We start from the raw sequence: 20,529 nt of genomic DNA, 5'->3' as shown, positions 1-20,529 counted from the left end.
GATCGGGTCGTTCGCGCACAGTTCGCGTGATGACGTTCTTCTTTCGCCTAACTGGCGAGACGGCGCCGGGTTCCGTCGCGAGAACGTGACAGCCTCTATGCTTGACTGACGCAGGGCGACCACAGCGGAGCCGGAACTGCGGCGAGCCGTTCGGCGTTTGGAAGGCAATCACGCATCGCACCGCGATGCTCGTCTGACAGGGGCACTCCATGACACAGCTCGTTTCCGGCCATCGCAACCTTTCGCGGCGGACCGCTTCGCTGATCGTCGGCGTCGCGGTTCTTCTCGTCGCGGGTCCCGCCGCGTCTCACGCGCAGAGCCTCGGCTATGCGCCGGTCGAGCAGCAGCAGGCGTTCCCGCCCGACCAGGCGACTGCACCCGCCGTGGAGCAGGACGAGGACAGCCAGCTTCCGGACCGGCTGCGTCGCACGATCGTCAATCTGGATACGCGGGAAGCGCCGGGGACGATCATCATCGATACCGCCAATACTTACCTGTACTACGTGCTCGGCGGCGGTCGCGCGCTGCGCTATGGCGTTGGCGTCGGGCGCGAGGGCTTCACCTGGTCGGGTGTGCAGACGGTGACCCGCAAGGCGGAATGGCCGGACTGGCATCCGCCGGCGCAGATGATCGCGCGCCAGCCCTATCTGCCGCGTTTCATGGCTGGCGGTCCCGGTAATCCGCTCGGCGCGCGGGCCATGTATCTCGGCTCCAGCGAGTATCGCATCCACGGCACCAACGATCCGACCACGATCGGCAAGTTCGTGTCCTCGGGCTGCATCCGCCTGACCAATGAGGACGTGAGCGACCTGTTCAGCCGCGTGCAGGTGGGGACGAAGGTCGTCGTGCTGCCCAAGGCCGCATCGCTGCAGGCGCGCGCGAATTTCGACCGGGCGCCGCGCGTGACCTCGCTGCCGTCGGGGCGTCAGGCGATGTCGCTGCCGGTCTCGGCCATCAACTGATCTGGGAGTGGGACGATGAAAGGTCGACGTGCACTCGCCGCGATCGCAGTGGCAACCATGGCAACCGCGGGTGCGTTGGCAGCGCCGACCTCGGCGGGGGCGCAGGATTTCTTCTCCGCGCTGTTCGGCGGCTTCAACGCGCCGCAGCGCCAGGCGCCCTACATCCGGATGCCGTTCGCCGACGAGGCGCCACCGGCGCCACGGCCGGCCCCGCGGGGCGATGTCAGCTATCGCGGCGGCAGCAGCAGCGTCGCCTGGTGTGTCCGCACCTGTGATGGCCGCTACTTCCCGCTCGGAGCCACCGGCGACCAGAGCAAGGAAGCCGCCTGCAACAGCTTCTGCCCGGCGGCCAAGACCGAGATCGTCTATGGCAGCTCGATCGACGCCGCCGAGACGGATGGCGGCAAGCCATATTCGGCGCTGCCCAACGCCTTCAAGTATCGCACCGAGATCGTCGACGGCTGCACCTGCAACGGCAAGGACCAATTCGGCCTTGCCAAGGTGTCGATCGACAACGACCCCACCTTGCGCAAGGGCGACGTCGTCGCGAGCGACGACGGCCTCAAGGTCGCCAACCGGACCGGCAGCGGCAAGCGTGCCGAGCTGAACTTCTCGCCGGCGCCCGCGGCACTGCGCGCGAAATACGAGCGCGCGCCGGTGATGGCGTCCGACTGATCCTGCGAGGTCGTCAGGCCGCGCGGATCTTGCCGAGGAAGTCCGTGACCTGATGACCGAGGTTCCTGCTCTGGCTCTCCAGCGTCTCTGAGGCATTGCGCACGTTGTCGGCGGCCGCCGCAGCCGCATCGGCGTCCGACTTCACGCCGGTGATGTTGTCGGAGACGTGCTTGGTGCCGTCGGCCGCGAACTGGGTGCTGCGCGAGATTTCCTGCGTCGCCGCCCCTTGCTCCTGCACCGCCGCGGCGATCGCGGTCGCCACCTCGTTGACCTCGCCGATGATGCCGCCGATGCGCTTGATCGCGTCGATCGCGTCATTGGCGACGCGCTGGATGTCGGCGATCTGCTCCGAGATATCGTCGGTCGCCTTTGCGGTCTGGCTCGCCAGCGTCTTCACCTCGGAGGCGACGACGGCGAAACCCTTGCCGGCCTCGCCGGCGCGCGCCGCCTCGATGGTGGCGTTCAGCGCCAGCAGGTTGGTCTGCGAGGCGATGCTGTTGATCAGCCCGACCACCTCGCCGATCCGGTTCGCCGACTGCGCCAGCCCCTGCACGGTGCCGTCGGTCATGCGGGCCTGCTCCACCGCACGGCTGGCGATCCCGGCCGCATGCGATGCCTGCTTGCTGATGTCGGCGATCGAGGCATTCAGCTCCTCCGCGGCGGAGGCCACCGTCTGCACGCTCATCGAGGCATCGCTGGAGGCCTTCGAGGCCTCCTCGGCGCGGGCGTTGGTCTGCCGCGATACGTTGGTCAGGCCGGCGGACGTCGCCTGCATGTCGGTGGAGGCGCGGCCAAGCTGCTCGAGCGAATCGCGCACCAGCCCCTCGAATTCGCTCACATAGCTTTCGATCGCCCGCTGGCGCGCAACCGTCGTTTCGTTGCGTTGGCGCTCCTGGGCCTCGATCGCGAGCTTGTCCTTGGCCTGCTGCTTGAACGTTTCGAGCGCGCCCGCCAGCGCCCCGATCTCGTCCTGGCGCTGCATGTAGCCCGTCTCGACGCTGAGGTCGCCGCCCGCAACCGCCAGCATGGCATCGCGCATTCTGTTGAGGGGCTGGATCACCCGGCGGCTCACCAGCATCAGCGCGGCGCCGCCGATCCCGGTCGCCGCGATCAGGAGGCAGAGTTCGATGCCGAGGGTCCGCATGGCGGCCGCATGCTGCTCCTCGATATAGGTCCTTGCGGTTTCAAGCGCGGTCTCGGCGACCGCAACCGCGGCATTGAGGCGCCCGACCGTGAACGGGCTCCATTTGTTGGCGACCATCTCCGGCGTCTCGCCGCTCGCGACCGCGTTGACGAGGCGATCCCTCAACGCGGTGTATTCCGCGTCGAAATAGGCCTTGCGCGTGGCCTCCAGCGCCGCCGTCATCGCGGCCGGCCATTTTGCGCCGGTGGTCGCCAGTTCGAGCGCCTTCCATGCGGCCTCGGCGCCGCCGACCGCCTTGGTATAGTTCAGCCGCGCCTCGGGCGTGATCTTGCCTGCGGCGAGCCCGTTCGACACCAGGAAGGAGGCGTCGCCGGCGGTGTTGCGCAGCAGCCATGCGATCTGCTTGATCTGCAGCAGCTGATCGATGGTCGGGTCCGCGTGGTTGACCTCGGCTGCGAGAATGGCCTGGATCTTTTCCAGCGTCTCCAGCAGCCTGTCCTCGGTCTGCATGTATTCCTTGCCGAGCGCCAATCGGCGCGACGCCTTCGGCTTGGCGACCTCCAGCCAGAATTCCTTCTGCTGATCGCTCAGCGTCGCCAGCAATTGCTGGAATTGCGAGAGCAGCGCCGCCTTGTCGGCAAACGCGATGCCCGGAAGGATGCCGAGCGCGCGGCCCATGGACGGCATGGCAACGTCACGCAGGCCGCGGACGTACCGCTCGGTCTCCGGTTCGACCTTCTCGTCCACGGTCACCATGCGGTTCGAGGTGGAGCGGTCGGCCCGCAGCTTGTCCATCGCCTTGAACATGCTTTCGGAGGCATCGACGATGGAGGTGATGCGCGCAGTGAGCTTGAGCTGCTGCCACGAAAAATAGGCCCGCGAGGCGAACAGGCCGACAAACAGGCATGCCGTCACCAGGATGATGGCCTTCAAAGTCGTGGAAATGGTCAGGCGGTTCAGCATGTTGATCTCCGATTCACCGCATTCGACCGCAAACCGGTAAAAATCTGGATGAGGGGTGGCTCCGTGGAACTACGGAGGGCCCAGGGCGCTCCCGGTTCCGGGTGCGGAACTACCAGCCCGCGAGCGGGTTAGCTGACCAACGCCAGCGCATCTTTCTCGCCAAGGGGCTCGTCATGCTGATCAGTGCACTCGTCACCTTTCTCGTCGTCATCCTCATTCTCTATTTGATCAACCTGCTGCCGATCGACGGCCGCGCCAAGCAGATCTGCCGCGTGATCGTCATCGTGCTCGGCGTGATCTCGCTGCTCCGATTCATCGCGGTGATATGATCCAGCATCATGTTACCTCTGACTGATCAAAAAAAGCCCCGGCGGATGGCCGGGGCTTTTCGCATCAGGCGTTTGCCTTCGCCTCGCGGCGCCGCGCCGTGAGGATGTATTCGGTGTAGCCGTTGGGCTGGGTGCGGCCTTCGAACACGAGGTCGCAGGCCGCCTTGAACGCCACGCCGTCGAACGACGGCGCCATCGGCTGATACAGCGCATCGCCGGCATTCTGCTTGTCGACGACAACCGCCATGCGCTTCAGCGAGTCCATCACCTGCTCCTTGCTGACCACGCCGTGGTGCAGCCAGTTCGCGAGATGCTGGCTGGAGATGCGCAACGTCGCGCGGTCCTCCATCAGGCCGACATCGTGGATGTCCGGCACCTTGGAGCAGCCGACGCCCTGGTCGATCCAGCGCACGACGTAGCCGAGAATGCCCTGGCAGTTGTTGTCGATCTCCTGGCGGACGTCGTCCGGCGCCCAGTTCGAGTTCGACACGGGGATGGTGAGGATGTCGCCGAGCTTGGCGCGCGGGCCGCCCTTGGCAAGCTCGGCCTGGCGGGCGTGCACGTTGACCTGGTGATAATGCAGGGCGTGCAGGGTCGCTGCGGTCGGCGACGGCACCCACGCCGTGGTGGCGCCGGCCTGCGGGTGGCCGATCTTCTGCGCCAGCATGTCCGCCATCTTGTCCGGCGCGGCCCACATGCCCTTGCCGATCTGGGCGTGGCCGGGGAGACCGTCGATCAGGCCCATGTCGACGTTCCAGTCCTCATAGGCCTTGATCCAGGGCTGCGCCTTCATCTCGTTCTTGCGGATCATCGGACCCGCTTCCATCGAGGTGTGGATCTCGTCGCCGGTGCGGTCGAGGAAGCCGGTGTTGATGAAGACGATGCGTTTCGACGCCTGCTGGATGCAGGCCTTGAGGTTGACCGTGGTGCGGCGCTCCTCGTCCATGATGCCGACCTTCATGCTGTTCTCCGGCAGGCCGAGCATTGTCTCGACGCGTGCGAACAGCTCGACCGTGAGCGCGACCTCGTCCGGGCCGTGCATCTTCGGCTTGACGATGTAGATCGAGCCGGTGCGGCTGTTCTTGACCTTGGAGTTGCCCTTGAGGTCGTGGATCGCGAGCAGGCCGGTGACGGCGGCGTCGAGAATGCCTTCCGGCACCTCCTCCCCCTTGGCGTCGAGCACGGCGTCGGTGAACATGTGATGCCCGCAGTTGCGGATCAGCAGCAGGCTGCGGCCGTGCAGCGTGAGGCTGCCGCCGGTCGGAGTGGTGTAGCTGCGGTCGCTGTTCAGCGCGCGGGTGAGCGTCTTGCCGCCCTTCTCGAAATCGGCCGACAGCGTGCCGTTCATCAGGCCGAGCGTGTTGCGGTAGACCAGCACCTTGTCCTCGGCGTCGACGGCGGCGACCGAATCCTCCATGTCGAGGATGGTCGAGACCGCGGCCTCCAGGATCATGTCGGAAACGCCGGCCGGATCGTCCTTGCCGATGACATGGCTGCGGTCGATCACGACCTCGACGTGCAGGCCGTTATTGGCGAGCAGGATGACGGAGGGCGCATCGGCCGAGCCCTGATAGCCGGCGAACTGGTCGGCGTTCTTCAGCGCAGTGGCGTTGCCGCTCTTCAACTTGGCCGAGAGCTGGCCGGCGATGACGCTGTAGGCGGTGACGTCGGTGTGGCTGCCGGTGGCGAGCGGAACGGCGGCATCGAGGAAGGCTTTGGCCTTGGCGATCACCTTGTCGCCGCGGGCCTTGTTGTAGCCCTTGCCCGCTTCGCTCGGATCGCGCGGGATGGCATCGGTGCCGTAGAAGGCGTCATACAGCGAGCCCCAGCGCGCATTCGCCGCGTTCAGCGCGTAGCGGGCGTTGGTCAGCGGCACCACCAGCTGCGGCCCGCAGATCTTGCCGATCTCCTCGTCGATATTGGCGGTCTCGACCTTGTGGGTCGCCGGCTCCGGCAGGAGGTAGCCGATCTCCTGCAAAAACGCCGTGTAGGCGCCGAGGTCGAAGGCCTTGCCCTTGTTGGCGAGGTGCCAGGCGTCGATCTTGTCCTGCAGGGCGTCGCGGACCGCGAGCAGCTCGCGATTCCGGGGGCCGAGATCGCGCAGGATCGCGGCAAGGCCGGCCCAGAACGCGTCCGGATCGATCCCGGTCTTCGGCGCGGCCTCCTTGGCGATGAAGTCGAACAGAACGGGGGCGATCTTCAGTCCATGGGCGTCGATACGGGTCATGATGAGACGTTTCTCTCGAAAAAGGGCGACGTTGCGCGTGTCTTGGGTCGGTGTCTTGGGTCTTGGGCATGCTGAAATGGCCGCCTCGAAGGCGGCGTGTGCAGTGCATTTAGCGCCAAAGCGGGGGCCACGAAAGGGGGGAGGGGTATCGCTGTTGGTCGGGGGAGGGTGAAGGTGGTTCCGGATGCGGTGGTCATGAGCGGGCAATGGGCGGGGCGATCCGCCGTCCCGAGGACCATGCTCCTCGAGGCACCGCCGTCATTGCGAGGAGCGAAGCGACGAAGCAATCCAGGCTGCCGCCGCGGAGACAGTCTAGATTGCTTCGCTTCGCTCGCAATGACGCTTGAGTGTGCATCTCGCTCCTCATCCGGATGTGCATTTGCGGACAAGTGCCATCGGTCTCGCGGCGCCTGTTGGCGTCCGAGCTTTGCTGACGTTGTCGCCTCTCGATCAGGAGAGGCGCAGGGAAGGCCGGGTGCAGGCTGCACCCATGGCCCGCCTGCAGAAAAAAATGCAGGCGGCAGGTACCACAGGTTCAGCCGAACACGCCGGCCTTCCCCGCGCGATGGATTTACGGTTGCTCCGTGGTCTCCCCGGTGCGCCGGGCTTTCTGGTCACCGTTGCCCGCGCGACGCGTCGGCGTCGCAGCTTGCGTGGCATCAGCGTCGGGATGCCAGGACCCCACGGCTTGGCCGTGCGCCTCGGGACTGTCCGTCGACATGATTGCTCACGCCGCAGCCCAAGGCGCCCACCGCATCCCGCACCCGACGTCCGTGACGGTCGCGAACTGTCCCTCGTGTGGGACGGGATGTGGAGAGATAAGCATAAATTCGGGAAAAAAGAAAGAAGAATATTTTTGAGCCGGGGACTGGACAGGGCAAATCAGGTTGATGCGGTTCGAGAATTCGGCTTTTCGGCGCAGGCAGATTTTGCGGACTTCGGGGCATGGCAAGCTGGCGAGCTAGTGCCGACCGAGCTTCCATCTGGTCTTGCCTGTTGGCTTTGTGAGAACCTTCGAATATGACGTCCGCGCCGGCAGAGTGTTCGCACAACGGAGCCCATGTCGATGGCTCGCCTGAAAGATCGATACGAACTCAATGCGCTGCTGCCGGAAGATGCACGTCGTGCGGAGCTCCTGACACTGATTGATCGCCTCTGTCCGGGAGGATCAATCCATCATGTGCTGTGGCATATCCCCGAGCAGGCTGAAGACGTCTATACCATCCTTGTCGATGATCATTCTGTCGTGAGCTTCGATGTGCCGCGCGGGCGTGATCCGATGATTCTGACAGAAGTCAGAATTCAGAGCTTAAAGGAATTTCGCCATGAGATCGGCCAGGGCAAGGACCGGATCAGATTGGATCGCGCCGCTGAACAGGCGAGGAAGCTGCTCGGATCGACCTCCGCACCGCGCTCGTGAGCGCGGGTGCTCTGTAGGCGTGGTCCGGAAGCGGGCTTGGCCGCTCCTCAGGTCGATGGCGGCGTCCGGAATTGACTTGCTAGCGACTCCCCTCCGTGCTCCCAAATGCCAGCATTCGTGACCGTCAGACGGGTCGCTGCGTCGATCCGGGCCGTCCGTGCTATGCCTGCTCAGAGCCGGGGATACCCGACCGCGCGAGTTCTAGCAGCTCGAACAGCGCAACGGGCGCTCGCGCAGCAAATTCGGTGAAGTGAGGTGAGGAAAGCATCTTCAGCATTTCGGTGTCTTGTCCCGCGGCGCTATCATGGGTGATGGAGCGACTGAGTTCCCATCTCGTTGGGGTGCAGTTGACATCGAGGAGCCACCAGCGGGCAGTGCCGTCCACAAGATCGGCTTCAACATAGACTTCGAACGCGCAAAAGGGTTGATCCTCATAACGAAACGCATCCTTGTACTCGCGGAGATCGCAGCCGTGCCTGACCTCAGCGACTGATGGACGCTGGCGAAGATCGTGTGCCAGCTTCGCCATGTCGCGGTTGATGCTCGCGAGCAATGTCATCAAGGTCTTCGCCTGCGGTGACACGGCATCAGCAGCCACGTGCGATGATTGGCTCATTTGGCCTCCCCTGTTGGACGTCAGGGCTTGCTTGCTCTAGCACTGTGGTCACGCGCCGCCTTTGGTGTCGCTTTGTCAGTCCAGCGATGTCGCAAGACTCCTCAGTCTTCCATGATGATGTAGCGCAATGCCTGGGCACGACGTGATTCAATCCTATCAAAAATCGTCCGCCCCATGATCCTGCGCTAATGCGCGGAACGCCCTGAGGGTCGACGGTTTGACCAGGGTCGATAGCCTCGTTCCGCAATAGGGGCAGACTTGGATTGGAACGCGGCGGTCAGGCTCACATCTCCGGCGGTGCCGTGCGGCCTTCCGGCGAGACGGCGATCGATGTCGCTTCATTGGGCCAGCGCTTCTGTCTCGCGGCATCGACGAGTGTGGCGATCGTCAGCGGCAACTGGGGGCGGCGCAGGCGAAGAACGGTCAGGACAAGCCGGGTCAGCGACAGGCCCTCCGGTCCAAAGTGGCGGTCGAATTCGAAGCCGGACAGGTCGACGTCGAACGCCCGCTGGAATGCAAGCATGAATTCGCGCGCATCATCGCCGTCGACGCCGAGGTCTCCGGCGATGTCGGACTCGTCAGAAATTTGCTTGCGGGTCCCGGTCTCGGCCCTGACGAAGTCCAGGATCTTCTGAAGGAGTTGGTCTGAAGTCTGCGACATCATCCAACTATCCGACACCTTCTCTGCAGGCAAGCGCAGGTCGCTCGTGGGCCGGGCAAAGGCGCGGAGCGCCGTGCTCACCATGCTTCACCGGTTTGAGATGGTGGGCACGCGCCGCCTGCCCGCGCCGCTTTGCCCACCCGATGGTCGCAAAAGATCGCAGGCGCGTCGCTGAATGAATAGCAAACCATCAATCCGCATGGCGCTTTCCTTTGTCCGCGCCTAGGCTATCCAACGAGCTTGTCGTAGTCGGCATGCGAGCCGATCCAGAACCATAAGTAGCCGTCATCGATCTCGGTCGCGAGGGCTCGGTAGCGTAGTCCGACCCGAGCGGACCAGAACCGTCCGACCTTCTTGAACTGGAGCGAAGGATGACGTGGATCGCGTTTCAGAAGCTCGAAATTCTGATCGGCGAGCCCTTTGATGGTTTCAGGTAGCAGCTCATAGGCCGCCCAGAATTTTGGGGACGCGAAATGGGTCACAATGGCCGGGAGCGGCCAGCTCGATGCGCCGCAAGAGCTTCGTTCGCCAATGCTTCGAGTTTTCCGGTACGAGCATCACGCTCGATCGCAGCATCGAATGACGCAGCATCGAACCGTTCGAACCATGCGCGAAAGCGCGCGAGTTCGTCTGGATTGAGCTCTTGGACGGCCTTTTCGATCTCTTCGGCGGTTGTCATAATTGAAATATAGCACTGAACAGTGAAGCCGAAAAGGTGGCGGCCCGATGGGACCATGAAGCGGCCTCGAGGGATCGCATTGCCGAATGTGACGCAGGCGTGTTGCTTGAGCGTGCCGCGATACGGCGGGACCGGTCCCGGATGTCGCCGAGCTCATCCCGGCTACGCGCGACCCTCACGCCCTTGACGGCGCCAGGCGGAACTCGACGACGTCTTCGGCGCCCGAGAGGTCGCGCGCCATCTGCGCGGTTTCGAACCGGCCGGCGGCCTGCAGCACCAGCTCGAAATGGAATTGGCGCTTCGTCTCGCTGTATTCGTAGCACCAGTCCAGCACGTCGAAGCCATAGGCCCGCATGCATTCGCGCAATTCGGCCTCGCTCGGCTGCAGGCCGTGGCGATAGACGACCGACAGCGACAGCGTGGTCTGGTGCGGCAGCCATTGCTCGACCGCGCCGAGCAGGGTCATCGCGGCCAGAGACAAGGCCGTAGCGCACAGCGCGGTGCCGTAGAGGCCGATGCCGATGATGATGCCGATCGCCGACGTCATCCAGATCGAGGCGGCGGTCGACACGCCGCGGATGGTGAAGCCGTCCTTGATGATGACGCCCGCGCCGAGGAAGCCGATGCCGGTCATCAGGCCCTGGATCACGCGCGTCGGATCGGACACGGTCGGCGACACCGCCATGCCGCCATACCAGCTGCCGGGAAAGCCGTTGATCGCCGTCAGCAAGGTCGATGCGACGCAAACCAGCGCGTAGGTCCGCATGCCGGCCGCGCGTCCGTGATAGGTGCGCTCGTAGCCCAGCAACAGGCCGACGGCTGCAGCACCCATCAGGTGCAGCAGCAGAATTCCGTTCGTCTCCAGCTCCGCCCTCGACCAATAGGCCGCCAGATGCTCCATCATGCGCCTCGACAGCGTTGCTGCGCGTGCCGTGAACTGTGCGGATCAAGTGCTAATTTCTGCTTGCAGATCGCGTGGCGGCCTCATGGACAGGCGGGCGTCCAAAAGCAAGCCGGGGCACTCGTCCGTAGTTCTTCGGTCAGGCTGTGCCCGCGCTTGGCTGCGGCGATCGCTCTCTGCCCCGATGTCGCGCGTCACGTCACGAGGCCGACTTCGGGCCGCGCTGCGGACGGCACGGCGGCGAGGCGCTTGCAGGCCGGCGCGATGCTGTCGCTCGATCCCGCCCGCGCCGATTCATTGCCCCCGCACAGTCCCACTTCGGACGTAAAGGCTATCGATAACTAATTGCATCTAGCGGGGTGTGGGGAGACGCATCATGTCGTTCACTGGGCTGCGGTCGATCGTCCTGTGCCTCGGTCTGCTCGCCGTGCCCGCCCTCGCCGCCGACATGTCGACGGCGCCATACCTTGCGGCGGCTCCGGAAAAGCCGACCTTGCTGCAAATGCTCGCGTCGGCGCTGAGGCCGAAATCCGCGCACCCGGCCGTGCCCGAGTACAGGCCGAGACTCCGCCAGGCCGCGGCGAAGAGGAGGCCGAAGGCCTCAGCACCTGTCGTGACCGAGGAGCCGGTGGCCTCGCCCACTACGGTCGGTGCGGCCGTGGCGGCACCCGCGCAGCTCTCCGAAGTGGAGCTCGCCGCCAAGGGGCTGGAGCTGTTCAACGACGCAAGCCTCTCCGGCGGCGGCAAGGCATCCTGCGCCACCTGTCACTTCTCGACCGGGCACACCAACAACAAGACCTATGTCGGCCTCGACGTGGTCGCCGACGGCGATCCCAACGGCCGCAATACGCCGACGCTGTGGGGCGTCGGCGAGCGTGCGGTGTTCGGCTGGGCCGGCCAGGCGCCGACGCTGGAGGACAGCATCCGCGGCATCATCGTCAACCGCATGAAGGGGCCGGAGCCGTCGCCGGAGACCTTGGCGGCGCTGGTCGCCTATGTGCGCACGCTGAACTATCCGGCGAACTGGCAGGTCAGGGAGGACGGCACGCCGCGGGAGGATGCGAGCGCGGCCGTCAAGCGCGGCTATGAGCTCTATATCGGCGACGGCGGCTGCGGTACCTGCCATCAACTGCCGAGCTTCGACAAGAAGAGCAAGGACGACATCGGCACCGGCGGCAAGTTCAAGGTGCCGACCCTGCACGCGGCCGCGTCGACCGCGCCGTATTTCCACGACGGCCGCACGGCCTCGCTGCGCGACGCCGTCAAGCTGATGTGGGAGTTCTATGCCAAGAAGATGGAGACGCGGCTGCCGACCGAGGCCGAGCTCGACGATCTCACCGCCTATGTCGGCGCGCTGTAGCGGGCAGGGCGATCATATAACGATTTCAGTTTAGCGCCCGTCTGTTTCCACATCGTCATGGCCGGGCTTGTCCCGGCCATCCACGTCTTTGTCGGTCTGGAGCGCGCCGTCCGGTAGTTGAATCGGCGGAGCTGCGGGCTCACTTCACCTCTCCCGTCGAGTGAAGCTTCGCTTCGCCCGAGCGGTGGGGGCCGGCGCGAAGCGCCGGGTGGGGGCTGCCTCCCCTCGGGCAGCCTTAATTGCGGAGACACCCCCGCAAGCGGGAGAGGGAGCGCACCGCCTGGGCGGTTGGGGCTGTTAGATGTTGGCGCCGAGATCGGCGATATCGTCGAACAGCACTCCCGTTCGCGACAGCAGCGCCTCGAGCTCGTCGGTGGCGTCGGCGATCCCGCGCGTGGCAGTGTCGATCACTAGCTCCGCATCGAGCGGCGGCTCGTAGTCGGTGCCGATGCCGGTGAAGTTCTGCAAGGCCCCGGCGCGGGCCTTGGCGTAGTGGCCCTTGGGGTCGCGGCTCTCGCAGATCTCGGCGGCGGTGGCGACGTAGACCTCACGGAACAGGTCGCCGGCCACGCGGCGCGCAGCCGCGCGGTCCTCGCGCGCCGGCGACACCGCGGCGACGATCGCGATGTGGCCGTTGCGGGCGAGATGGGTCGCGACCTCGGCGAGGCGGCGGATGTTCTCGGCGCGGTCCTCCGGCGTGAAGCCGAGATCCTTGTTGAGGCCGGCGCGCACGGTGTCGCCGTCGAGCAGCACGGGCGCGCCGCCGCGGCTGAACAGCCGCCGCTCCAGCGCACGCGCCAAGGTCGACTTGCCGGCGCCGGGCAGGCCGGTCATCCAGACCACCGCGCCCTTGTGGCGATAGCGGTCGGCGCGCTCCTGCGGCTGCAGGGCCGATTCCACCGGCATGATGTCGACCGGCGCGGCGCGCTTGCCGGCTGCGATCGACAGCACCAGTCCGCCGCCGGCGATGCGGCCCTGCACCTCGATGACGAGGCGGCCGGTGCGCGCATTCTCGGTGTAGGGATCGACGGCGACCGGCTGGGTCAGCGCGATCTCGATCTCGCCGACATGGTTGCGCGCGATCGACGCGTTCTGCTCGTTGGACAGCGAGCCCGGATCGACGGCTTTCTCGATCGCGACCACGCTGCCGCGCGCCTCGCGGGTGCCGAGCCGGACCAGGATGTTGTCGCCCTTGGCGAGCGGCTGGTCGTGCAGCCAGAAGATGCGGGCGTGCAGCCGGCGCGCCGCCTGCGGCTCGCGGCCGACATGGGCGATGACGTCGCCGCGCTCGATGAACAGCTCGCGGTCGAGGGTGATGCCGACCGAGCGGCCTGCGCCTTGCGGCGTGGTCACGGGGGTCTGCGGCCAGCCCTCGACGGTCTTGATCTTGGCGATCTTGCCGGCCGGCATGATCACGATCTCGTCGCCGGCGCGCAATTCCCCGGCCTCGACGCGGCCGGCGACGATGCGGCGATCGTCGAACTTGTAGATCGCCTGCACCGGCAGGCGCAGCGGCAGGCTCGACAGCGGCTTGGCCGGCTCCAGCCCATCGAGCGCCTCGACCACGGTCGGGCCGTCGTACCAGCCGATCCGCGACGTTAGCGCGGCGACGCCATCACCGTCGCGCGCGGAAATCGGGATCACGGCGACCGGCTTGACGCCGAGGCCTTCGAGATGCGCCGAGATCTCGGCTTTGATCGCATCGAAGCGGTCCTCGCCGAAATCGACACGGTCCATCTTGTTGACGACGACCGCCACCTGCTTCACGCCGAGCAGATGCAGCAGATAGCCATGGCGGCGGGTCTGGTCGCGCACGCCCTCGAGCGCGTCGATGATCAGCACCGCGCCGTCGGCCTGCGCGGCGCCGGTGATCATGTTGCGCAGGAATTCGGCATGGCCGGGCGCGTCGATCAGCACGACCTCGCGCGCATTGGTGCGGAAGCGGATCTGCGTGGTGTCGATGGTGATGCCCTGGTCGCGCTCGGTCTGCAGCGCGTCGAGCAGGAACGACCATTCGAACGGCATGCCGCGGCGGGCCGAGACGGCCTGCAGCATTTCGAGCTTGCCCTCGGGCAGGCTGCCGGTCTCGTGCAGCAGGCGTCCGACCAGGGTCGACTTGCCGTGATCGACATGGCCGACGATCACGATGCGGACCTGGGGACGGGTGGTGCCGTTCGGTGTGGCGGGAGCGGCGGCCGGGACTCTCATGTTCATTGCCTCAGGCTCCGCTCACAGATAGCCGGCGACGCGCAGCCGCTCGAAGGCGTCCTCGGTCTCGTGGTCGAGCGCGCGTCCGGCGCGCTCGGGCACCTTGGTGCTTTCGAGCTCGGCGAGAATCTCGGGGATGTTCGAGGCGTTGGACGCGACGGGGAAGGTGATGTCCTGGTCGCCGAGCGAGCGATAGCGCTTGCCGTTCTTCGACAGGTACAGCGGGATGATCGGGATGTTCTCCCGCGCCGTGTAGGCCCAGATGTCGGCCTCGGTCCAATGCAGGATCGGATGGATGCGCAAGTGGGCGCCCTGCGGCGGCGAGGCGTTGAAGTGATCCCAGAATTCCGGCGGCTGGTCGCGCACGTCCCAATGGCCTTCGGCGCCGCGCGGCGAGAACACGCGCTCCTTGGCGCGCGTCGCCTCTTCGTCACGGCGGATGCCGGCGATCAGGCCATCGAAGCCGTGCTTGGCGAGCGCCATCTTCAGGCCTTCGGTCTTGCGCGCAGCCGAGCGCGCCGCGGGCGGCAAGGTCGGATCGACGGCATCGATCGGCGGGCACGGCTCGATCTTCAGGTCCAGGCCCCATTCCTTCGCGTAGGTGTCGCGGAAGGCGTACATCTCCGGAAACTTCTTGGCCGTATCGACATGCATGGCCGGAAACGGCACGCGGCCGAAGAACGCCTTGCGCGCCAGCCAGATCATCACGTTGGAATCTTTTCCCAGCGACCACAGCAGCGCCAGCTTCTTCAGCCGTGCAAAGGCCTCGCGAAGGATGTAGATGCTCTGCGCCTCCAGCTCATCGAGATGGTCCATCGTCGGCGCGGCGTTGAGGACGCGCGGCATGGAAGATGCTTGCTCGATCTCGGAGGAGGGCAACCGATCTCTGGAAACGTCGTTGGTGAGAATGTGCATGCTATCAGCCATCGCCTGCCTGGGAGAAAATTCTATGGCGAAGCCAAGGAATAATTTTCTCTTTACGTCGTAGGCGAGACACTTATATAGAAAATAATTCCAGTCAACCCCGAAGTGCCGAAGCTGAAGAACGCAATGCAATATCTGCCGGTGTTTCTCGACCTGAAGACCGGCCCCGTGCTGCTGATCGGCGCGGGCGAGCTCGTGCGCGCCAAGCTTCGCGTGTTGCTGTCCGCGGGCGCGCGGATTCGTTGGTTCGCCACCGACGGCGACTTCGATCTCGCGGGTCTGCGCGATGAGCACGGCCAGATCGAGCGCGCCGAAGGCGACCCGCTGAGCGCCGATCTCACTGGCGTCATCGCCGTGCTGTGCGCGGGCGCCGGCGACATCGGCGTGGCGATGTCGGCGCAGGCACGCAGCGTCGGTCTGCCCGTCAACGTGATGGACGACCTCGCGCATTCCAGCTTCATCTTTCCGGCGATCGTCGATCGCGGCGATGTCGTCGTGGCGATCGGCACCGGCGGCTCGTCGCCCGTCGTGGCACGCCGCGTGCGCGAGCGCATCGAGGCGCTGCTGCCGGCGCGGATCGGCGAGCTCGCGGGCTTCATCGGCGACTTCCGCAAGACCATCAATCCGCTGATTGCGGAGATGCCGCTGCGCCGCCGCTTCTGGGAGCGCATCGTCGACGGCCCGATCGGCGCGCTGGTGCTGGCGGGGCGCAAGCAGGAGGCCGAGGCGGCGCTGCACGGCATTGCCGATCCCAGTGCTTTTGCGGGCGCCGATCATGCCGGCCGCAGCAACGGGCATGTGACCCTGGTCGGCGCCGGTCCGGGCGATCCCGATCTTCTGACCATCAAGGCGCTGCGGGCGCTGCAGGACGCCGACGTCGTGTACTACGACGAGCTCGTCACACCCGAGATTCTCGACCGCATTCGCCGCGATGCTTCGCGCGTGCCGGTCGGCCGCAGGGTCGGCAAGCCCGGCATCGGCCAGGATGCCGTCAACAAGCTCTTGATCGAGGCGGCGCGCGAGGGCAAGCGCGCGGTCCGGCTGAAGGGCGGCGATTGCTTCGTGTTCGGCCGTGGCGGCGAGGAGGTCGACGCGCTGCGCAAGGCGGGCGTGTCCTACACCATCGTGCCCGGCATCACCGCCGGCCTCGGCGCCGCCGCGCAGTTCGAGGTGCCCTTGACCTTCCGCAGCAAAGCGCTGCGCATCACCTTCCTCACCGCGCACAAGGAGCGCGATGCCGAGGCGGTCGACTGGTCTGCGCTGACCGACACCAAGATGACCGTCGTCGTCTATATGGGCATGACCGCGGCGCCGGCGGTGCGCGCGGGGCTCCTCGCCGCCGGCCGCTCGCCGCAGACGCCGGTCGGCGTGTTCGCCAAGGTGACGCGCCCCGATGCGCAGGCCGCGGTCGGCATGCTCGATCAGTTGCCGGATCTCGTCGGCCAAATCGATGGCGGCCCGGCCATCCTCATCATCGGCGACGTCGTGGCGCACTCCGCGCCGTGGCGTCAGCAGACTCTCAGTGGCGTGATCGCACAACTCCTGGAACCCGTCTGAATGACCTCCCCGCTGCAACAGAAGATCAAGATCGCCGGTCCCTCGATCATCACCGCGAACCGGACCTGGGACGGCGCGGTGATCTACCGCACCGGCGCCAAGAGCTGGTCGGATGAGCTCTCCGATGCGGCCATCGTGCGCACCGCCGACGAGGCGCGCGCCCTGCTGACCGAAGCGGTGGCCGACGATCTCGGTGCGATCGGTCCCTACATCGCCCCGGTCGAGGTGAGCGCCGACGGTGCGGTCAAGCCCGGCAACATGCGCGAACACATCCGGCTGACGGGCGCCTCCATCGCGCTCCCGGCTCAAGCCTGAAGGCCCTGTCATGTATGCTTATGACGAAATCGACCGCACTTTGGTCAACGAGCGCGTCGCCGAATTCCGCGACCAGGTGAAGCGGCGCCTCTCGGGCGAATTGTCCGAGGACGAGTTCAAGATGCTGCGGCTGCAGAACGGCGTCTATCTGCAGCTGCACGCCTACATGTACCGTGTCGCCATCCCCTATGGCACGCTGGCGTCGAACCAGCTGCGCAGGCTGGCGCATGTCGCGCGGCGCTACGATCGCGGCTATGGCCACTTCACGACGCGGCAGAACATCCAGTTCAACTGGATCAAGCTCGCCGAGCTGCCGGATGCGATGGCCGATCTGGCGGAAGTGGGCATCCAGTCGATGCAGACCTCCGGCAACAACATGCGCAACGTGACCTCCGACCAATGGGCCGGCGTCGCGCCGGGCGAGATCGAGGATCCCAGGATCTGGGCCGAGCTGCTGCGCCAGTTCACGACGCTTCATCCGGAATTCTCATTCCTGCCGCGCAAGTTCAAGATCGCGATCACGGCGTCCGAGCACGACCGCGCCGCGATCAAGATCCACGACATCGGCCTGCGGCTTCTGAAGAACGAGCAGGGCGAGACCGGCTTCGAGGTGCTGGTCGGCGGCGGCCTGGGACGCTCGCCCTTCATCGCCAAGACGGTCAAGCCGTTCGTGCACGGCCATGACATCCTGAGCTATGTCGAGGCGATCCTGCGCGTCTACAACCAGTACGGCCGCCGCGACAACATCTACAAGGCGCGCATCAAGATCCTGGTCCATGAGCTCGGCATCGAGAAGTTCGCGGCCGAGGTCGAGGAGGAGTGGCAGCAGATCCGTGACGGCGTGCTCAAGCTGGACGACGGCATCGTCGAGGACATCCGCTCGCGCTTCTTCTATCCGGCCTATGAGACGCAGCCAGCAATGCCGGACGAGCTCAGGCAGGCCGCGCATGATCAGAAGTTCGAGGCCTGGCGCAAGAACTCGGTGGTCTCGCACAAGGTGCAGGGTTATGCGATCGTCACCGTGTCGCTGAAGCCGATCGGCAAGCCGCCGGGCGATGCGACCGCCGACCAGATGGATGCGCTGGCCGACATCGCCGACAAATACTCGTTCGGCGAGATCCGCGTCGGCCATGAGCAGAACCTGGCGCTGCCGCATGTCCGCAAGCGTGATCTGCCGGCGGTGTGGAAGGCGCTCGAGGCGATCGGGCTCGCCATCCCCAACGTCAATCTCGTCTCCGACATCATCGCTTGCCCTGGGCTCGACTACTGCTCGCTGGCGAACGCCCGCTCGATTCCGATCGCGCAGGAGATCACGCGGCGCTTCGCCAACCACGACACGGCGAACCTGATCGGCCGGCTGCACATCAACATCTCCGGCTGCATCAATGCCTGCGGCCACCACCATGTCGGCCATATCGGCATCCTCGGCGTCGAGAAGAACAACGAGGAATTCTATCAGATCACGATCGGCGGCCGTGCCGACGAGGGCGCCGCGCTCGGCACCCTGATCGGACCCGCGGTGCCCTATGCCGAAGTGGCCGATGTCGTCGAGGACATCGTCGAAGCCTATCTTGCGCTGCGCGCGCACCCTGAGGAGCTGTTCGTCGACACGGTGAAGCGGCTCGGGGTCGAACCATTCAGGGAGCGGGTTTATGCCACTCGTTAAGGGCGGACACATCATCGCGGACGCGTTCGTCCGCATCACCGACGATGCCGAGCTGCCGGCAGAGGGTGCGATCCTCGTCCCGGAGACGCGCTTCCTCGCCGGCCCCGACGCGCTGGTCAGCCGCGCCCCCGGCAAGCTCGGCGTGATCTGGCCGAACAATCGCGATGTCGACGATCTCGTGCCATACCTCGATCGCCTTGCGCTGGTCGCGCTGGTGTTTCCGAGCTTCCGCGACGGCCGCGCCTATACCCAGGCGCGTCTGTTGCGCGAGCGCTATGGCTATCGCGGCGAGCTGCGCGCGACGGGCCAGGTGCTGCGCGACCAGTTCGTGTTCATGCTGCGCGCCGGCTTCGACGCCTTCGAGGTCAAGAAGCAGGCCGACGCCGAGGCCTTCACCGAGACCGTGAAGCGCTATTCGGTGTTCTACCAGCCGGCCGGCGACGGCCGGATCTCCGCGCTGCATCAGCGCCTGCAACTGCGCCATTCGGAGAGTGCCGGGCTGTGAGCACGCTGGCTGCATCGCCTTCCGTTGCGGAGATCCCAGTCGCGGCGCTCGACGCCGCGTTGCGCACCGCTGCGCCGCAGGAGATCATTGCTGCCGCTCTCGGGGCGATCGGGCGCGAGCGGCTCGCCGTGGTGTCGTCGTTCGGCACGGAGTCGGCGGCGCTGCTGAAGGTCACGGCCGATGTCGATCCGGCGATTCCGGTGATCTTCCTCGACACCGGGCACATGTTCGCAGAGACGCTCGCCTATCGCGACCAGCTGATCGAGCTCCTCGGCCTGCGCGACGTGCGCTCGATCAAGCCGGATGCCGCAGCACTGAAGCGCGAGGACGCCGACAACGAGCTGTGGTTCTCCGACCCCGACGCCTGCTGCCGGATCCGCAAAGTCGAGCCGCTGGCGCGCGCGCTGGCGCCGTTTACGGCCTGGATCAATGGCCGCAAGCGTTTCCAGGGCGGCCTGCGTGCCGCGATTCAAGTCGTCGAGCAGGACGGCGCCCGGGCGAAGTTCAACCCGTTCGCCAATGTCACCCGCGAAGACATCGCGGACATCTATCGCTCCGCGAACCTGCCGCAGCATCCGCTCATGGCCGCCGGCTTCCGTTCGATCGGCTGCATGCCCTGCACCAGCCGCTCCGACACCGGCGAGGACGACCGCGCCGGACGCTGGCGGGGCCGCGGCAAGACGGAATGCGGCATCCACACGGTGGTGACGTCGTCGAGCTAAGAGACACCACAGGATTTCAGGACCGTCGGTAACACTTGTTCGCCGTTGTCGGCCCGGATCACAAAGGTGAAGTTGGTCACAGTGTCCGCCCATATGATCTTGTCGGCGGTCGCGCTGAGATCTGCAGAGTCAGGCGGCGCGAGATCCCAGAGCATCAATCCGGTGCCTGCGAAAGACGAGGCCTTAAGCCCCTCAACCTTGAACAGCATGACGCCGTCCTTCTCCGTCTTGCCGGGCAGATAGGTCGCAGACGCTTTCAGCGTGCGCTGCTTGGCATCCTGCAATTCCGCGGGCCTGTCCTTGAGATTGCGGAGAGGCGGAGGGACAGCACCATCGCGGTCGACGATATAGAGCGCTATGGATTGATCGAGGCAGCGCAGCATTCCCGGATATTTCTTCGTCTTTAGCCGAACGTCGATCCGGGCAACCGGGCCGCCGTCGATCTCGCCGACCCGGAAGCCGGTCCGATCGTCGGCCCGGGCGACCGTGGACATCACCAGCAGAGCGGGGAAAGCGGGCAACACGATTGTCATGATGGCCAGCTTCAGCCAGCGTGCGAGTGCGCTCCCGTCGATCACGTCCCTCGTTGCCACCGCTCTGTTCTCCTGCTGAGGTTGCCGGCTATTTTGCGAACATAAAGTGAACAATGTCAAGCCTCGCCCTGTTGCAATCTTTTCGAGATCGCGCCCTATCGT

General features: G+C 65.7%; 20 protein-coding genes. 10 read left to right on the top strand and 10 right to left on the bottom strand.

The genetic code is table 11. The features are described 5' to 3' along the window. Positions 1-209: 209 nt before the first annotated feature. Together ACQR10_RS24915 and ACQR10_RS24910 are read left to right on the top strand one after the other, a co-directional pair. Positions 210-962, top strand: coding sequence for a L,D-transpeptidase (locus ACQR10_RS24915; protein ID WP_316216469.1), 753 nt, complete (start codon positions 210-212; stop codon positions 960-962). 15 nt (positions 963-977) lie between these two features. Beyond that, the gene (locus tag ACQR10_RS24910) at positions 978-1,637 is read left to right on the top strand and encodes a DUF2865 domain-containing protein (protein ID WP_315804719.1); all 660 of its coding nucleotides are present in this window, start codon (positions 978-980) and stop codon (positions 1,635-1,637) included. Positions 1,638-1,650: 13 nt separating this feature from the next. On the opposite strand, the gene ACQR10_RS24905 is transcribed toward ACQR10_RS24910, so the two are convergent. After that, on the bottom strand, positions 1,651-3,744 hold the full coding sequence (locus ACQR10_RS24905) for a methyl-accepting chemotaxis protein (protein WP_316216470.1): 2,094 nt from the start codon (positions 3,742-3,744) through the stop codon (positions 1,651-1,653). A 173-nt stretch (positions 3,745-3,917) separates the two neighbouring features. Here ACQR10_RS24905 and ACQR10_RS24900 point away from each other — a divergent pair, with 173 nt between their 5' ends. Beyond that, positions 3,918-4,073: a Thivi_2564 family membrane protein gene (locus ACQR10_RS24900; RefSeq protein WP_315804721.1), complete on the top strand. Its 156-nt coding sequence runs from the start codon at positions 3,918-3,920 to the stop codon at positions 4,071-4,073. A 64-nt stretch (positions 4,074-4,137) separates the two neighbouring features. Here the strand turns inward: ACQR10_RS24900 and ACQR10_RS24895 are convergent, their stop codons facing one another. After that, positions 4,138-6,300: a malate synthase G gene (locus ACQR10_RS24895; protein ID WP_316216471.1), complete on the bottom strand. Its 2,163-nt coding sequence runs from the start codon at positions 6,298-6,300 to the stop codon at positions 4,138-4,140. 1,066 nt (positions 6,301-7,366) lie between these two features. On the opposite strand from ACQR10_RS24895, the gene ACQR10_RS24890 reads away from it, so the two are divergent. After that, complete coding sequence (locus ACQR10_RS24890; RefSeq protein ID WP_316216472.1) at positions 7,367-7,720, top strand: hypothetical protein; 354 nt, start codon at positions 7,367-7,369, stop codon at positions 7,718-7,720. Between the two features lie 160 nt (positions 7,721-7,880). Here the strand turns inward: ACQR10_RS24890 and ACQR10_RS24885 are convergent, their stop codons facing one another. The 5 genes from ACQR10_RS24885 to ACQR10_RS24865 all read right to left on the bottom strand — a co-directional run bounded on the left by ACQR10_RS24885 (position 7,881) and on the right by ACQR10_RS24865 (position 10,580). Further along, a complete protein-coding gene (locus tag ACQR10_RS24885; RefSeq protein ID WP_316216473.1) occupies positions 7,881-8,336 on the bottom strand; it encodes a hypothetical protein in 456 nt (151 codons plus the stop codon). A gap of 283 nt (positions 8,337-8,619) precedes the next feature. Next, positions 8,620-9,078, bottom strand: coding sequence for a DUF1493 family protein (locus ACQR10_RS24880; protein WP_316216474.1), 459 nt, complete (start codon positions 9,076-9,078; stop codon positions 8,620-8,622). 146 nt (positions 9,079-9,224) lie between these two features. After that, entirely contained in the window at positions 9,225-9,479 is a 255-nt protein-coding gene (locus tag ACQR10_RS24875) for a ParE family toxin-like protein (RefSeq protein WP_316216475.1), read from the bottom strand. Further along, a complete protein-coding gene (locus tag ACQR10_RS24870) occupies positions 9,476-9,733 on the bottom strand; it encodes a hypothetical protein (protein WP_316216476.1) in 258 nt (85 codons plus the stop codon). Before ACQR10_RS24870 ends, ACQR10_RS24875 begins: the two co-directional genes overlap by 4 nt. Positions 9,734-9,851: 118 nt before the next feature. Then, entirely contained in the window at positions 9,852-10,580 is a 729-nt protein-coding gene (locus tag ACQR10_RS24865) for an MgtC/SapB family protein (RefSeq protein ID WP_316216477.1), read from the bottom strand. Between the two features lie 373 nt (positions 10,581-10,953). Between ACQR10_RS24865 and ACQR10_RS24860 the strand changes: the two genes are divergently transcribed. Continuing rightward, positions 10,954-11,937, top strand: a complete 984-nt coding sequence (locus ACQR10_RS24860; RefSeq protein WP_316216478.1) for a cytochrome-c peroxidase — start codon at positions 10,954-10,956, stop codon at positions 11,935-11,937. Positions 11,938-12,234: 297 nt separating this feature from the next. Here ACQR10_RS24860 and cysC read toward each other — a convergent pair whose 3' ends face one another. Continuing rightward, a complete protein-coding gene (gene cysC / locus ACQR10_RS24855) occupies positions 12,235-14,151 on the bottom strand; it encodes an adenylyl-sulfate kinase (RefSeq protein WP_316216479.1) in 1,917 nt (638 codons plus the stop codon). A 15-nt stretch (positions 14,152-14,166) separates the two neighbouring features. Next, positions 14,167-14,991 carry a sulfate adenylyltransferase subunit CysD gene (gene cysD, locus ACQR10_RS24850; RefSeq protein WP_316216480.1) on the bottom strand — a complete coding sequence of 275 codons (825 nt, stop codon included), beginning with the start codon at positions 14,989-14,991 and terminating at the stop codon, positions 14,167-14,169. 204 nt (positions 14,992-15,195) lie between these two features. Here cysD and cysG point away from each other — a divergent pair, with 204 nt between their 5' ends. The 5 genes from cysG to ACQR10_RS24825 are packed head-to-tail and all read left to right on the top strand — an operon-like array spanning position 15,196 to position 19,834. Next, on the top strand, positions 15,196-16,626 hold the full coding sequence (cysG, locus tag ACQR10_RS24845) for a siroheme synthase CysG (RefSeq protein ID WP_434848576.1): 1,431 nt from the start codon (positions 15,196-15,198) through the stop codon (positions 16,624-16,626). After that, a complete protein-coding gene (locus ACQR10_RS24840) occupies positions 16,627-16,941 on the top strand; it encodes a DUF2849 domain-containing protein (RefSeq protein WP_316177273.1) in 315 nt (104 codons plus the stop codon). 10 nt (positions 16,942-16,951) lie between these two features. Continuing rightward, on the top strand, positions 16,952-18,607 hold the full coding sequence (locus ACQR10_RS24835; RefSeq protein WP_316177275.1) for a nitrite/sulfite reductase: 1,656 nt from the start codon (positions 16,952-16,954) through the stop codon (positions 18,605-18,607). Next, positions 18,594-19,112 carry a DUF934 domain-containing protein gene (locus ACQR10_RS24830; RefSeq protein WP_316177277.1) on the top strand — a complete coding sequence of 173 codons (519 nt, stop codon included), beginning with the start codon at positions 18,594-18,596 and terminating at the stop codon, positions 19,110-19,112. The genes ACQR10_RS24835 and ACQR10_RS24830 overlap by 14 nt, the downstream gene beginning before the upstream one ends. Further along, the gene (locus ACQR10_RS24825; RefSeq protein WP_316177279.1) at positions 19,109-19,834 is read left to right on the top strand and encodes a phosphoadenylyl-sulfate reductase; all 726 of its coding nucleotides are present in this window, start codon (positions 19,109-19,111) and stop codon (positions 19,832-19,834) included. The genes ACQR10_RS24830 and ACQR10_RS24825 overlap by 4 nt, the downstream gene beginning before the upstream one ends. Here ACQR10_RS24825 and ACQR10_RS24820 read toward each other — a convergent pair. Further along, entirely contained in the window at positions 19,831-20,427 is a 597-nt protein-coding gene (locus ACQR10_RS24820; protein ID WP_434863942.1) for a hypothetical protein, read from the bottom strand. The two genes, ACQR10_RS24825 and ACQR10_RS24820, sit on opposite strands and share 4 nt — an antisense overlap. Positions 20,428-20,529: the final 102 nt, after the last annotated feature.

Origin of the sequence: Bradyrhizobium sp. HKCCYLRH2060 (assembly GCF_051168135.1) — a bacterium.
GTDB lineage: Bacteria > Pseudomonadota > Alphaproteobacteria > Rhizobiales > Xanthobacteraceae > Bradyrhizobium.
The sequence above is the reverse complement of the archived record's forward strand: the minus strand, read 5'-3'. Positions and strand labels throughout refer to the sequence as shown.

Bases quoted from the DNA above. Each gene is read 5' to 3' on its own strand.
- ACQR10_RS24915 (WP_316216469.1), top strand. From the start codon at position 210: ATGACACAGCTCGTTTCCGGCCATCGCAACCTTTCGCGGCGGACCGCT.
- ACQR10_RS24910 (WP_315804719.1), top strand. From the start codon at position 978: ATGAAAGGTCGACGTGCACTCGCCGCGATCGCAGTGGCAACCATGGCA.
- ACQR10_RS24905 (WP_316216470.1), bottom strand. From the start codon at position 3,744: ATGCTGAACCGCCTGACCATTTCCACGACTTTGAAGGCCATCATCCTG.
- ACQR10_RS24900 (WP_315804721.1), top strand. From the start codon at position 3,918: ATGCTGATCAGTGCACTCGTCACCTTTCTCGTCGTCATCCTCATTCTC.
- ACQR10_RS24895 (WP_316216471.1), bottom strand. From the start codon at position 6,300: ATGACCCGTATCGACGCCCATGGACTGAAGATCGCCCCCGTTCTGTTC.
- ACQR10_RS24890 (WP_316216472.1), top strand. From the start codon at position 7,367: ATGGCTCGCCTGAAAGATCGATACGAACTCAATGCGCTGCTGCCGGAA.
- ACQR10_RS24885 (WP_316216473.1), bottom strand. From the start codon at position 8,336: ATGAGCCAATCATCGCACGTGGCTGCTGATGCCGTGTCACCGCAGGCG.
- ACQR10_RS24870 (WP_316216476.1), bottom strand. From the start codon at position 9,733: ATGGTCCCATCGGGCCGCCACCTTTTCGGCTTCACTGTTCAGTGCTAT.
- ACQR10_RS24865 (WP_316216477.1), bottom strand. From the start codon at position 10,580: ATGATGGAGCATCTGGCGGCCTATTGGTCGAGGGCGGAGCTGGAGACG.
- ACQR10_RS24860 (WP_316216478.1), top strand. From the start codon at position 10,954: ATGTCGTTCACTGGGCTGCGGTCGATCGTCCTGTGCCTCGGTCTGCTC.
- cysC (WP_316216479.1), bottom strand. From the start codon at position 14,151: ATGAACATGAGAGTCCCGGCCGCCGCTCCCGCCACACCGAACGGCACC.
- cysD (WP_316216480.1), bottom strand. From the start codon at position 14,991: ATGCCGCGCGTCCTCAACGCCGCGCCGACGATGGACCATCTCGATGAG.
- cysG (WP_434848576.1), top strand. From the start codon at position 15,196: ATGCAATATCTGCCGGTGTTTCTCGACCTGAAGACCGGCCCCGTGCTG.
- ACQR10_RS24840 (WP_316177273.1), top strand. From the start codon at position 16,627: ATGACCTCCCCGCTGCAACAGAAGATCAAGATCGCCGGTCCCTCGATC.
- ACQR10_RS24835 (WP_316177275.1), top strand. From the start codon at position 16,952: ATGTATGCTTATGACGAAATCGACCGCACTTTGGTCAACGAGCGCGTC.
- ACQR10_RS24830 (WP_316177277.1), top strand. From the start codon at position 18,594: ATGCCACTCGTTAAGGGCGGACACATCATCGCGGACGCGTTCGTCCGC.